The sequence below is a fragment of the Cupriavidus sp. UGS-1 genome, from assembly GCF_021213615.1.
Lineage (GTDB): Bacteria > Pseudomonadota > Gammaproteobacteria > Burkholderiales > Burkholderiaceae > Cupriavidus.
In genome coordinates this window covers 43,192-56,844 of the sequence record NZ_JAJQJF010000011.1, presented here as the reverse complement: position 1 = coordinate 56,844, position 13,653 = coordinate 43,192, and the positions used below count along the sequence as shown (strand labels likewise).

The window sequence follows — 13,653 nt, the reverse complement described above, 5'->3', positions numbered from 1 at the left end:
ACTCACAGCAGGGAGAAGCATCATGAAGATCGTTGTCATTGGCGGCACGGGCCTGATCGGCAAGAAAGTCGTGACGAGGCTGTCGGCCCAGGGGCATCAGGTGGTCGCCGCGTCGCCGCAAACCGGCGTCAACGCCCTGACCGGCGAAGGGCTCGCGCAAGCGCTGGCCGGCGCGCAGGTGGTGGTGGACGTCGCCAATTCGCCGTCGTTCGAGGACGCCGCGGTACTGCATTTCTTCGAGACATCGGCGCGCAATCTGGCCGCCGCCGAGAAGGAAGCGGGCGTCGCACACCACGTTGCGCTGTCGGTGGTCGGCACCGACAGGCTGCCGCAGAACGGATACTTCCGCGCCAAGCTCGCGCAGGAGACCCTGATCCGCGAGTCCGGCGTGCCCTATACGATCGTCCGCTCGACGCAGTTCCTGGAGTTTCTCGGCGGCATCGCGCAAGCGGCGGCGCAGGGCGACACGATCCGGTTGTCGCCGGCGCTGATCCAGCCGATTTCGTCGGACGACGTCGCGCAAGCCGTGGCCGATCGCGCGCTGGCCGGGCCCGCGAACGGCATCGTCGAGATCGCCGGTCCCGAGCCGTTCAAGATGAGCGACATCGTGCAGCGCTATCTGCAGGCGATCGGAGATTCGCGCACGGTCAAGGTCGATCCCGCCGCCCGCTATTTCGGCGCAGAGCTGCAGACGGGCTCGCTGGTGCCGGAGGGACCGGCCCATCTGGGGCGCATCAGCTTCGAGGACTGGATGCGCCAATCGCAGGTCGAGTAGGCGCGGAGGCCCTATGACAACCAAGGGGCTGAAGCCGCCGCCGCTGACGTTGCTCGACCGATATCGCGGCAGCGACTTCGCCGTGCTGTACACGACCACCGTGACGGTGTCGGGAGGCGAGGCAGGGCATGGCCGCGCATCGGGCGTCGCGCGATCGGACGATGGCAACCTGCATCTGGACCTGCGCTTGCCAGCGGCACTCGGCGGGCCGGGCGGCGGCACCAATCCCGAACAGCTTTTCGCGGCGGGCTTCGCGGCCTGCTTCCACGGCGCCTTGAGCCTGCTCGCCCAGCGCGAGCAGATCGACATTGCGGCCGCGACCGTCGCGGTCAAGGTGTCGTTCGGCCGCGATCCCGCCGACGGCGGCTATGCCTTGATTGCCGACATCCACATCCGGATGCCCGGTGTCGACAAGCCGGTTGCCGAAGAACTGGTCCGCCATACCGAGCGGCTCTGTCCCTACGCAAAGATCGCCCGCGAGGGTATGCATACCGTCATTACCGTGTCGGTTTGAGGAACTGTCCAAGAATCTGGAGTGAAACCATGAAACCAGTCACTGCCTTTGCGGCAACGCTGCTGCTCTCGTCGCTGATGGTGGGACAGCCCGCCGCCGCGGCCGGAGAAGGCGTCTCGGTCAAGCCGCTGCTGACGCAGCCGTTGCCCGAATACCCCGGCAAGGAAGTCGAGATGATCGTCGTCGATTACGCGCCCGGCGGCGCCGACCCGGTGCATCGCCACGACGCCCACGGCTTCGTCTATGTGCTCGAGGGCAGCATCGTGATGGGCGTCAAGGGCGGCAAGGAGGTCACGCTGAAGGCCGGCGAGACCTTCCACGAAGGCCCGAACGATATCCACACCGTCGGGCGCAACGCCAGCAAGACGCAACCGGCGAAGTTCGTCGTGTTCCTGATCAAGAAGCAGGGCGCGCCGATTTTGACGCCGGTGAAGTAGGGCGCTTCTCGTAGGACCCGGCCATGCCGGGTCTTACAATCTGCTTCTCGAACTACGGTAAAGGGAAGGCGATGCAGGGCGACGGCCGAGCAGGCGCAGCACTGAGCCAGGTGCAGATCCGCAATTTTGTCGATCAGGGCTTCATCCGGATCGACGGTGCCTTTCCCCGTGCGGTGGCGGAGGAGGCAAGGGCAATCCTGTGGCGAGACACGGGCTGCGATCCGGCCGATCCCTCCACCTGGACCAAGCCCGTGATCCGCCTCGGCATGTATTCCCAGCCGCCGTTTATCGAGGCAGCAAACACGCCCGTGTTGCGCCAGGCGTTCGATCAGCTGGTCGGCGCCGGGCGCTGGCTGCCTTGCAAGGCGATGGGCACCTTCCCCGTTCGCTTTCCCTCGGCAGAGGATCCCGGCGATGCCGGCTGGCACGTCGATGTGAGCTTCGGTTGGGACAATCCCGACTTCATGGAGTGGCGCGCCAACGTCAACTCGAAGGGAAGGGCGTTGCTGATGCTGTTTCTATTCTCGGATGTCAGCGAGCACGACGCGCCAACGCGCATTCGAATCGGCTCGCATCTGGATGTCGCGAGGATGCTCGCGCCTGCCGGAGATGCCGGCCTGACATTGCGCGAAATCGTCGGCCGGTTGTCCGAGACGGAAGGGCGTCCAGAGGTCTTGGCCACCGGCGACGCTGGAACGGTGTACCTGTGCCACCCGTTCCTGGTGCATTCCGCCCAGCCCCACCGCGGCACGACGCCGCGGTTCATGGCGCAGCCCTCCTTGCTGCCGCGGGAGCCGCTACAGCTGGAGCGGCAAGATGGCACCTACTCGCCTGTGGAATTGGCGATCCGGCACGGGCTGAGCGGATAGGCTACGTCGTCGGTTATCGCGCTGCGGCCAATTGAAGCGACGGCTCCCGCGATGCCGGCATCGGGGCAGGGCCGGCCTCCAGCCGGAACCGCGCCACCACGCTTTGCAGCTCACGGGCTTCGTCGGCCAGCGCATTCGAAGCCGCGGCGGCCTGCTCGACCAGCGCGGCATTCTGCTGCGTCACGGTATCCATCTGCGTGACCGCCTCGGCCACCTGGGCAATGCCGCTGCTCTGATGCTCGGACGCGGTACCGATCTCGCCCAGCAGCGTCGTCACGTGCCGAACGGCCCCGACGATTTCCTGCATCGTCTGACCGGCCTTGCCGACCAGCGTCGAGCCGCTTCCGACCTGCTGCACCGAATCGTCGATCAGGTCCTTGATTTCGCGCGCCGCAGCGGCGCTGCGCTGGGCCAGCGTGCGCACTTCACCGGCGACCACCGCGAACCCGCGGCCCTGTTCGCCGGCGCGCCCCGCTTCCACGGCCGCGTTCAGCGCCAGGATATTGGTCTGGAAGGCGATGCCCTGGATCACGTCGACGATATCGGCCACCTTCTTGGAGCTGGTGTCGATCGCCTGCATCGTGTCGACCACCGCGGTCATCACCTCGCCACCGCGCTCGGCGATGCCCGATGCCGATTGCGCAAAGCGGTTGGCTTCGCGGGCGCGCTCGGTGTTCTGCTGCACCATCGCGGTCAGCTCGCTCATGCTCGACGCCGTTTCTTCCAGCGTCGCGGCCTGCTGTTCGGTGCGCTGCGACAGGTCGGTATTGCCGGCCGCGATCCGGTGCGAGGCCTCGGTGATCGAATCGGTGGACGTCTTGATCCGGGTGATCAGGTCGGTCAGCATGTCCTCCATCCGACCGAGCCCGCCGAGCAGGGGACCGAAGGGACCGCTGCGTTCGGTCTCGAATTCCTGGCTGAGGTCGCCGGCGGCTACCGTCTCGGCAATCAGCTCGGCCTCGGCCAGCGGCTGCTCGATACCCTTGGACAGCGCGTGGATGCTTGCCACCGCGAGCAGCAGGGCGGCGATACCCAGGCCGGCCATCCATTCGGTGGTGGTGGTGATTTGTTGATCCAGCTGGGTCAGGAGGGCTGGGCCCTTGGCCGCGGTAACGGCCCCGGCCTCGGCCGAATGCGCTGCCTCGCCGATGGCCCGCAACTGCGTGACGCCCATGCCCAGCGCGATTGCCAGTACCAGCAACACCGCGCCGAAGCACGCGGTCAGCCTTGCCCGGATGGACCAGTTTCCGATAAGCATTTCTCCCTCCGCTCCCCTTGTTGTGGAATGGCGCCCCAAGGCGGACGCCTTCGCCGGGCCGGACTGCGTGGTCCGGTTTTTTGTGCTCAACGCGGATTGACGGCAGAGGGATGGAAAACTTTAGGGCCAACGGGCAAGAATTACCCGATTTTCTTACCGGCCGCTATTCCTGCTGGATTCCGGCCTCCTTGACCACCTTTCCCCATTTCGCCAGGTCGGACTTGATCAGCGCGGCGTAATCCTGTGGCGTGCCGCCCTGGACCTCGATCCCGGCGGCTTCGAGCTTGGCGCGTACCTCCGGCAGCTTCAATGCCGCATTGATCTCGGTATTGAGCCTGGCGACAATTTCCTTCGGCGTGCCGGCGGGCGCCAGGAAGCCGCCATTGGTATTGGCGTCATAGCCCTTCAGCCCTTGCTCTTCCGCGGTCGACACATTGGGCAGCGCCCTGGAGCGATTTCGCGTGGAGACGGCGAGCGCGCGGACGTTGCCGGCCTTGATCTGTTCCTGGATCGCACTGATGGTGTCGATGAACAGCACCGTGCGGCCGGCCACCAGGTCCGGATGGGCGGCGGACGAGCCCTTGTACGGAATCAGCAGCATGTTCGCACCGCTGACCATGCGGAACATTTCCGCGGCCATCTCCTGCGCGCTGCCACGACCGGAAGTCGCCACCTTGGCCTCGCCCGGATTGGCTTTCATCCAATTGACCAGTTCGGGCACCGATTTGGCGGGAATTTTCGGATTGACCGCGAACACCAGCGGAATCACGTGGGTATAGACGATCGGCTCGAAGCTCTTCTCCGGATCCCAGCCCAGATTCTTGAACAGGTATTTATTGATGTTGTGGCTGCCGCCGACGATGCCGATGGTGTAGCCGTCCGGCTTGGCATTGGCCAGCACGGCGGTGCCAAGATTGTTCGATGCCCCCGGACGGTTCTCGACGATAAAGGGCTGCCCAAGCTTGACCGCCAGCTTTTCTCCGACCACGCGGGCAATCAGATCGATGCCGCCGCCGGCCGGTGCGGGCACGATGATGGTGACGGGGCGGGTGGGGTAGTTCTGTGCCTGTGCCCCCGACAGGCCGGGGGCCATGATCAGGGCGGCCGGGACGGCCAGGGACGTGATCAGCTTGGTGAATGGCATGGTTGTCTCCTCTGTTTCTGGTCAACTGTTGTGTCAACTCTGATGCTGTGCGTCCCCGCGGCGCCAGCAAGCCGGGGCGCGGGAGCGACGTGAGATGCCGAGCGATATCAGCCGCGCCCGACGAAGGGCATGGCACTGGCCATGACGGTCATGGTCAGCACGTTCGCCTCGAGCGGCAGCGATGCCATATGACGCACGGCATTGGCGACGTGCGCGGCGTCCATCATCGGTTCCGGCGCTGTCGTGCCATTGGCCTGCAGCACGCCGCGCGTCATCCGCTCCGACAGTTCCGTCAGCGCGTTGCCGATGTCGATCTGCCCCGCCACGATGTTGAACGCGCGGCCGTCTAGCGCCAGTGCCTTGGTCAGGCCGGTGACGGCGTGCTTGCTCGCGGTGTAGGGCGCCGTGTAGGGGCGCGGCGTGTGCGCCGAGATGGAGCCGTTATTGATGATGCGTCCGCCCTGCGGCGATTGCCGGCGCATCAGGCCGAAGGCGGCTCGCGCGCAGAGGTAGACGCCGGTGACGTTCGTGTTGATCACGTTGAACCATGCGTCCAGCGGCAGCTCGTCCATCGGGACGGCCGGGGCATTGACGCCGGCGTTGTTGAACAGCAGGTCCAGCCGCCCGAATTCCTGTTCGATGGTGTCGAACAGGGCCTGCACGCTGGCGGGGTCGGTGACATCGGTGGGCACGGGCACTGCGTGCTGTCCGCGCGCAGCAGCCTCGGCGGCCAGCGCTTGCAGCGGTTCGGCGCGGCGGCCGGCCAGCACCACCGTCCAGCCGTCCTCCAGCAGCGCGATCGCGCTGAGGCGGCCAACACCGCTGCCGGCGCCGGTGACGAGGGCGATTTTTCGGGAAGCGTTCAAGGGCGGGTCTCCGTCATGGGGTGTGAGGCTGGAAGGCGCCCGCGCACTCGTGGGCGTGGGTGTTCCTGGGTTCCTGCGTTCGTGCGGTGCGGTGTGGGAACGATCGCTCTTGCGCTCAGGTGGTCAGACTCATCGTCGGACGGCCGCCGGCCAGCGCCTGCACCACGCTTTCGAGCACCATCTGCGCCATCGCGGTACGGGTTTCCCAGGTCGCGCTGGCGCGGTGAGCCTGCAGCGTCGTGCGATCGGACTCGCGCAAGGCCTGCGGTACGCGCGGCTCGTCGACGAACACATCTAGGCCCGCGCCCGCGATGCGGCCGGCCGCCACGGCTTTGGCCAGGTCGGCCTCATTGACCAACCGGCCGCGCGCCACGTTGACGAGATAGCCACGCGGGCCCAGCGCGTCGAGCACCGCGGCATCGACGATGCCCTCCGCCTTGTCGGCCGCCGCGCAAAGCACCAGTGCATCGCTGCGGCGCGCCAAATCGCGAAGATCCGCCACGAACTCGTGGGGCACGTCATCCATGCAGCGCAGGTCGGTGTAGCGGATCGGGCAGCCAAACGCCGCCGCCCGCGTCGCCACGGCCCGGCCGACGCGACCCATGCCCACGATGCCGACATTCATGCCGCTGAAGCGTCGGGCAAGCGGAATCGCGCTCGGCTGCGGGTACCGCTCCCACTGGCCTTCGCGGACGAAACGATCTACTGCGCAGATATTGCGGCAGGCCGCGATCAGCAGGCCGATGGCAAGGTCCGCAACATCTTCGGTCAACGCACCGAGCGTGGCGGTGACCGGCAGATTGCGGCCGCGACAGTAGTCCAGGTCCACCGCATCGGTGCCTACGCCATTGATCGCCACGACCTTCAGCGCGGGCAATTGCTCCAGCATCGCCCGAGAAATTCCGGTGTGCCCGCCGGTGATAACGGCCTGAATGGAGGTCCCGTACTCGCGCAACCATGCCGCCTGGTCTGCGATCTCGAAGAACTTGTGAACCTGATAGAGCGAGGCGAGCTCGTCATTGATGGCCGGAATCAGGATGGGATTGAGCTGCAGGATCTGCGGTTTCATGTGCGTCAGCCAGGTGTGGTGTGAAGCAAGGCGTTGATGGTTGACGGCATGGTAGGTAATAGTTGATTGTCATGGCAATATTGATCTATAAAATCAACATAAAGTCATTTGGACCACCATGAGCACCTGGATATCGATGGACGAGGTGTGCCAACGCCTCGGCGTCCGACCGCAGACGATCTACGCCTACGTCAGCCGCGGCAAGCTGGAAGTTATGGCCGACCCGTCCGACTCCCGCCGCAGCCTGTATCGCGCAGAAGATGTCGCCACGCTCGCCAAACGCAAGCAGGCCGGCCGCAAGCACGAGACCCTCGCAACCAATACGCTGTTCGGCGCGGAACCCAGCATCCCGACCGCGCTTTCCACGTTCGTGCGCGAGCGGCTTTACTACCGCGGGCAGGACGCTGTGTCCCTCGCCGGCTCGGCCACCCTCGAGGACGTGGCGCGATTACTGTGGGACGCGCAGCAGGCGGTGGACTTTTCATGCTCCACCCGAGTCGCCAAGCCCGGACGCGTTGCGGCATTCAAGACCCTTGCTACGCTGGCCGCCACCGGCCACTCCACGCACGGGCGCATGACAAGGGTGCTGCATGTCGAATGCCAAAGCCTGGTCGGCCAACTCGCCAACGCGTTCGGTGCACAACCGGGCCAACAACCGTTGCACCTTCGGTTTGCGCAAGGGTGGAAACAGCCGGCGCAGGTGGCCGAGCTTTTGCGGACGGCCATGGTCCTTCTGGTGGACCACGAACTGACGAGTTCAGCCTTTGCCGCACGTATCACGGCATCCACGGGCGCATCGCTGCCGGCTTGCCTCCTTGGCGGACTGGCGACGCTGTCCGGCCCTTTGCACGGCGACGCCTCGGGCCGCGTCAAGGCGCTATTCGATGAAGTGGAGCGGCAGGGCGAAGAACAGGTGATTGCGCACCATCTGTCGACGGGATTGCCGTTGCCCGGATTTGGGCATCACTTGTATCCCGACGGCGATCCGCGGGCGGCGGCCTTGTTGGCGATGTTCGAGCCGCCGGAGGCGATAGCGCGCTTTATCGAGAAGGCGACGAGGCTAACGGGGCTGCAACCGAACATCGACGTCGCGCTGGCGGCCATGGTCATTCATTACGGGCTACCGGAAGATGCCGCGTTCGCGATGTTTGCTACGGCGCGCAGCATTGGATTGCTGGCGCATAGCCTGGAGCAATTCGGGGTGGGGCAGGTGATACGGCCGCGGGGTCGGTATGTCGGCGTCGGGCCGGAGCGGGTGAGCGAGAGATGAGGTTTTGCTTGCGCGGTCTTTGGTGGCGTTGCATGGCAGGGCCGTTTAAGCCAGGAGTAGGCCCGACAACTCAGAGGCTCAAAATGGCAAGGGCATGACTTCGCGTACGGATCTGCCGTTGACATAGAGAGGGCGCAATAGACCAAGCGCGTCTTTTTCGCGGTTCCTTCTGGAACGACTCCAGCCCTGCCCGGCAGCGACAGTTGAACCGAATTTCTGAGTGGAGCGGGGCACCTAGTGCCATGGCCCGGAATGTGCCTGCCCCTATTTCTCCGTTTGACATCGGAAACTACCATGCACCTACAGCTACGGCGCTCTGGAGATTGACCTGCAAATCCAACAACAACGTAACTCCATTTTATGCTATGTCCGTCTCCGAAAATGCTGTTGGAGCCGCAGGTATGGGACTTCTTGAGCGAGTTTAGGCAATGCTTCGACGATCACGTCCAAGCATTGTCCTAGCTCCTGAGGCGCCCACTGTTGGTCGGCAATCACAATGTCCAGCAAACGTAGAGCATCCGCAGGGAAACGCGAGCAAAGACCCGATTCGTACAGTAGGTGTACGATGTAGTGCGGATGTTCAATTGGTCGCAACCAGTCTTGCATCGCGGCCAAAGCAGCCGGAAATTCAGATCGGGCTGCAACAACTAATCGGGCCAATGATTCAGCGATTCGACCCGTGGAAATGTCGCGAGACTTGGGCCAAATATACTGCCAGAAGGGCCGTATGCGGTTTCTCCAATAGTCCTCACGCTGATCGGCTGCACCTTCAAGAGCCTGGCAGAGGGCCTGCGCTGATTCCTCCAGGCCTTCTTGAGGCAGAACTCCAATGGCGGATCGAAACTCTTCGACGGTGTAGCCCTCGGTCGGGCCTAATGCCGCGTAAGTCAGGAAAGCGGCGAACTGTTGACGGTGTTCACCTAAGTCGGCGTAGTGGTTAGCGCTTTCTAGGAATTGCGTTTTGAACGCAATCAACAATGGCTGGTACAAGCGGGGCGACCAGAGAAATCCTTCCCACACGGCTTTCGCTTCAGCCGGATCGTTCCATTTGAACAGCGGCAACAGGTTTTGCTCGGTCCAAGTGCGGTCAACACGAAAAAGCGCAATCAATTGCGAACCCAATATTACGCGGCCGTGTCGGAATCGAGCCGTCTGAAGGTCGCAAAGCAGTGTGAAGAAGGGTTCAATGTCCGCAGGTAGCTGATCGTTGTCGTTCGGATTTCGCTTAAACCAGAGGTTGATCAACACTTGGGTGACATGCCCGACGGGATGATTGATGGCCTCAGTAACGGGTTCGTTAATCGGTTCACCATTGCGCGTCATTCCGGTTCCTGCTTTGAGCGGCAGACTCAGGATGCGACGGCATAGGTCGAGCAGGATTTGCTCGTGCTGAATGACCGACCTCGAAACACTGTCGATCCACCGCGTCACGGCGTGTGCAATCTCTTGAATTGCGGGGTCCGGCATGGTGCACACCAATCGTGCAGCATACCGCCACGATCTCAATACCATGCCTTCCTCGCTCCAAGACTGCAGTGCCTCGCGCCATCGGTGGGTTGGCCATACCCCTCCACGCGCGAGGTCGCACAGTGCGTACAAGCTGTGGAAGAAGCGATTGCGGCAAACGTCGCGCCACGTGTCCTCGTAGAGCGGACGATTTTCCGGCGGTGGCTTTGTTAGCCATTGAACGAGTTCCTGCCAATTTCGGGGTGCAATGTCGACATCCCGGCTTTGCTCATAGTCCGGATCGCCGGTGCCGCTCATCCAGTGAGAGAATTCGTCGCGCTCATTGGACGCCAACTGCCATTGTGGGTGTGCAGTGGAGAGTTCCGCCAAAAGCGCCGCTGCGACGGGTCCGAGTGCGAGGCCAGAGGTATTCAGTTTGGCTAAATGCAGCCAGACTGAGTGTTCCACCAAGTCTTTCCACCGGCCGGGCTCGAGATCTTCCCTGTACATCGTGCGCGGTGGGCCAGCTACGATCGCAGCCTCCAGACGCTCCTGTGCTGTAGCTGACAGCTGGCAACCTTGCAATACCAACAGCCTGAATACTTCCCGACCCGTAGTATGGGACCATAGCCACCAAGCATCATTCGCCAACAGCCAAGCCACCCACTGTTCGGGTCGGATGCAGCCATCTTGGCTGGCAGCGAAAAGGGCCAGTCGCTTGAACGTTGGATACGGCAGGTCGAACCATGTCTCTGCAATTCGTGAGGCACGAGCACCGTCGCTGTTGCGAATCGCCAGCCACGCATCGCGCAGCAATTCAATCAGGCATACCCAGTCGTGAAAGCCCCGGTTCTGCCAGTGTGGAGCGATCGACGGCAGGTCCCAGTGTGAACGATCGCTGCGGTCATCGCCATCGTCGAGCTCGCGTAGCAAGTCCAGCGCATCACGCAGCAGCTGTTGTAGGTCATCCAGCAGCAGGGGTAAGGCGCAAGCCCATTGTTGATCAGCGAGATCCCGCAAAGCAGAATGAACGTGGTCGGCTGCCAGCACCAGCTCCCAGTCCACCAATTGCTTGATTCGCATGGGCTCACCTGTGCCGGCTTCCTCGTTTCCCCAGCGAAGCGGTTCCTTCAATTCCACCAAAGGCGCGAGCAAACTACGCAGTTCCAAGCGCAAAGTGCTGGTCAGCCCTTCGCGCTTCAGCCGACGTATCCATCGGTACAAATCCAAGTTGTGCCATGATGATTTCACCCGGCCGCTGAGGAGCAGGCGCCACAACTTGCGCATCGAGGGACTAGGAATAGCCTTCGGAGCCTGTAAGCGAATTTCATCCAGCTCGACCTTATTTCCGTTGCGCTCCTTGGAGACAAGGTCGTTCAGTTTCTCATCGATTAGCCAAGACCAGCGGTCATGCAATTTGCCACCGCGTCGTGCGACCCAAATGATCAGCCGCGGGTCATCCAGATGGCGTACCAGCCAGCTCCCCAGATGGAACATCACGTCATCCCACTGACTGCCGTTGTCACCACCGCTAGCTAGCAGCATCGGTGGTGCGCGGTCGTAGGGTGCTGGCCGGCGAATCAGGCTGAATCGCAACTTCGTGTCCACCTGTTCGCATGGGGGCACGCCAAAATGTGCCAGATCGCTGTGCTGAAACCGTTCGTCCGAGAATGCTTCCAGCAACCAGTCTAGGGATGGTACGGGGTTAAAGTTCGCAAAGTGCTTGGCGGGCAGTCCCGACTTGTCCGACAAGGCCCATATCATCCGCCCAACGAAGTCATCTTGTTGCGTACTCGCCGATGGCCGTGCCAAAGCATGACTGACAACGATTCGCTCCTTGCCTAGTACGCCGTCGCGATACGTCTCCGCCCAAGCGTGCAGGGTGCCATGAAGCGCTGAATGATCATGGCTGCCAGCGGGTACTTCGTAGAGGATAGGCGAGACGCCTTTGGCCTCCCACTCGATGGTCTTGCGATGGTCATCTCCACGCTGGTAATCGCCAAGCGCCCACGCCTGCGGTGTGACCTCGCCCAACATCCTGTCAGCAGCGAGCGCATCCATCATGTAGCGTAGTACCGGATCATTGATGCTGTACCCGATGAAGCAGACAACGTAATTGCGGAATAACTCGCTCACAAAACGGGCGGCCCAGCGTTCCGTGAGGTAGGCCAGACCGAAATCCCCACTGGTGACTACCAGACGGTTCAAGGCGGTATCGTCGGCCTTTTCCGGGAGCAGTCCGTGCAGGAAGACCAGGCCATTCCAGCGGCTGTTCTTTGGGATTGGTAGCATCGGTGCCGCATAACTATCGAAAGCCTGGCCGGAGCGTTTGGCCGCCGCATGAAACACACGGTCGAAGTTAGTGGACACAAGCCGCAGCGACCCTTCACGGCTGCGCGCGAGCCGCAACAATGCCGCGTGTGTATCAGTCGCACCCTTACGGCGCAACCTAGGTTTGAGCGCCTGCGCCAAAGCACGACGAACCGCTAAGCGCTGGCCTGGAAGACGCCGCTCCAATTGATCGAGAGTGGCGTCAAACTGTCCCAAGTCAAAGGACTGGCGTTCTATGTCAGAAAGGGGCGTGCCGTTCAGCCGGTAAATCTCTTCCACCAGCCCTTTAAAGCCTGGTAGGCCAGCGGGGTAGGAAATACCTGCGCCGCAGAAAAACACTACTCGGCCCTCCTCGTGAGCCTGCAAGAGCGCATTCGGTATGTCAGGGCCGTTGGATACGAATTGCAAAGTAACTCCCTATCGTAGTTTATTATTTCAGCAAGATTCTGGTGCCGGGGAGATTGGGGAAATATGAGGGGCTGCGTGTTGTGCGGCTGACCGGAGTTGCATTGGTCACCGGGACGTGAGCAGTTGCTAGCGCATCCCACGCGTCCCAGCGGCAGTGCGAGGGCTATTCTTGGTTCGATTCGCAAAACACCACCGTTCTTTTTTTGGTAAGTTCTTGCAATGATGTTGCCTTGTTCATTGCAAGTACCATGCGGTTAAACGGATAGCTCAATGCCGAAAATCGTTGGATCAAATCGTCCGGATTTTTGTTGGCGTCGTGAATAACGGTCGGCAAACACCCTCTTAGATTATCAGTGGCGGACAAAATCAATTGATTGTCTCTGTTATTTTTCCATAACACATATCCTGCCCAAAATATAACCGCCGCTGCGATAAACAGTGCGGCAGTTGCGATCCTTTCGGACCAGTACAGCATCGGATAGCGCTTCGCTTGAACATGCTTTCGCATTGAATCCGTAATGGCGGCATCACCAATCATAACATGGTTAATTGAAAAACCATTATATGGATTAAAAAATGCCACTGACACCGTTTCGTTTGGTGGGATTTCGCTGATTATAATCTCTTTGCTTTTGTGATCAATGTCGTATTTGACTTCTGTGTCTCTTCGCTTGAATTCTACACGTGCGGGAAATTTGCATTTCGCTGAATAAAGAATGCGAACGTTTCGACAGGATGCATCGGAGTGGTTGTCAATTTGTAACACAAGAATGACAAGTTCGGCTCCGTTATGCGTTTCACTAGCATTATCTTCTTTTAATATGTCAACAGGAATTGGATAGCTGTGTGGTCCAAAAATATCGTAACCAACAGCCAGTGGTCGATTTTGCCTTTGTGATTTGAGCCATCCCCCAGTCGCGAGAAAAATCGTGGCAACAATTCCGCTGAATAGCCACTCTTTGTTTTCCAGAATCCAGTTTACGGTGTGCATCAATTCAAATATATTGCCTGATTTTAGTGCTTGCTGCTCCGGTGCACATGCACGGCGTCGGCCAAATTTTAGTGTATCAGCGATAACTTGCGGCTAAGAACATCGCCGTCGTATCGCAAGCTCGCGGAACCAGATGATTGTACCGGTAGCAGCGCTGCATGTATCTACTGATCCCAATCGCGACGTCAAGCCTGAAATCTTCGGTGCCGGCTGTGAGGCGTCGGCTAAGATGTTGGCGCGGCGGCCGGCACCTGATCAAAAAGGGGGGAAGTTTA

The 13,653-nt window shown here is 61.3% G+C and carries 11 protein-coding genes; 5 read left to right on the top strand and 6 right to left on the bottom strand.

Features of this window, described 5'->3' with window-relative positions; all coding sequences use genetic code 11:
* Positions 1-22: 22 nt before the first annotated feature.
* From LRR16_RS15340 to LRR16_RS15325, 4 genes are read left to right on the top strand one after another with little or no spacing between them, the layout of a single operon-like run.
* Positions 23-775 carry an SDR family oxidoreductase gene (locus LRR16_RS15340; RefSeq protein ID WP_232206409.1) on the top strand — a complete coding sequence of 251 codons (753 nt, stop codon included), beginning with the start codon at positions 23-25 and terminating at the stop codon, positions 773-775.
* Positions 776-788: 13 nt separating this feature from the next.
* Positions 789-1,289, top strand: a complete 501-nt coding sequence (locus LRR16_RS15335) for an Ohr family peroxiredoxin (protein WP_232206408.1) — start codon at positions 789-791, stop codon at positions 1,287-1,289.
* A gap of 29 nt (positions 1,290-1,318) precedes the next feature.
* Complete coding sequence (locus tag LRR16_RS15330) at positions 1,319-1,726, top strand: cupin domain-containing protein (RefSeq protein WP_053823809.1); 408 nt, start codon at positions 1,319-1,321, stop codon at positions 1,724-1,726.
* 23 nt (positions 1,727-1,749) lie between these two features.
* A complete protein-coding gene (locus tag LRR16_RS15325; protein ID WP_232206407.1) occupies positions 1,750-2,595 on the top strand; it encodes a phytanoyl-CoA dioxygenase family protein in 846 nt (281 codons plus the stop codon).
* Positions 2,596-2,608: 13 nt separating this feature from the next.
* On the opposite strand, the gene LRR16_RS15320 is transcribed toward LRR16_RS15325, so the two are convergent.
* From LRR16_RS15320 to LRR16_RS15305, 4 genes are all read right to left on the bottom strand, one after another.
* Complete coding sequence (locus LRR16_RS15320) at positions 2,609-3,853, bottom strand: methyl-accepting chemotaxis protein (RefSeq protein ID WP_232206406.1); 1,245 nt, start codon at positions 3,851-3,853, stop codon at positions 2,609-2,611.
* Between the two features lie 163 nt (positions 3,854-4,016).
* A complete protein-coding gene (locus tag LRR16_RS15315) occupies positions 4,017-4,997 on the bottom strand; it encodes a tripartite tricarboxylate transporter substrate binding protein (protein WP_232206405.1) in 981 nt (326 codons plus the stop codon).
* Positions 4,998-5,104: 107 nt separating this feature from the next.
* Positions 5,105-5,863 carry an SDR family oxidoreductase gene (locus tag LRR16_RS15310; protein WP_232206404.1) on the bottom strand — a complete coding sequence of 253 codons (759 nt, stop codon included), beginning with the start codon at positions 5,861-5,863 and terminating at the stop codon, positions 5,105-5,107.
* Positions 5,864-5,978: 115 nt separating this feature from the next.
* Positions 5,979-6,932: a 2-hydroxyacid dehydrogenase gene (locus LRR16_RS15305; RefSeq protein ID WP_232206403.1), complete on the bottom strand. Its 954-nt coding sequence runs from the start codon at positions 6,930-6,932 to the stop codon at positions 5,979-5,981.
* A gap of 118 nt (positions 6,933-7,050) precedes the next feature.
* Here LRR16_RS15305 and LRR16_RS15300 point away from each other — a divergent pair, with 118 nt between their 5' ends.
* On the top strand, positions 7,051-8,202 hold the full coding sequence (locus tag LRR16_RS15300) for a citrate synthase family protein (RefSeq protein WP_232206402.1): 1,152 nt from the start codon (positions 7,051-7,053) through the stop codon (positions 8,200-8,202).
* A 363-nt stretch (positions 8,203-8,565) separates the two neighbouring features.
* Here the strand turns inward: LRR16_RS15300 and dsr1 are convergent, their stop codons facing one another.
* Together dsr1 and LRR16_RS15290 are read right to left on the bottom strand one after the other, a co-directional pair.
* Complete coding sequence (gene dsr1, locus LRR16_RS15295) at positions 8,566-12,387, bottom strand: anti-phage defense-associated sirtuin Dsr1 (protein WP_232206401.1); 3,822 nt, start codon at positions 12,385-12,387, stop codon at positions 8,566-8,568.
* Between the two features lie 163 nt (positions 12,388-12,550).
* Positions 12,551-13,381, bottom strand: a complete 831-nt coding sequence (locus LRR16_RS15290) for a hypothetical protein (RefSeq protein WP_232206400.1) — start codon at positions 13,379-13,381, stop codon at positions 12,551-12,553.
* Positions 13,382-13,653: the final 272 nt, after the last annotated feature.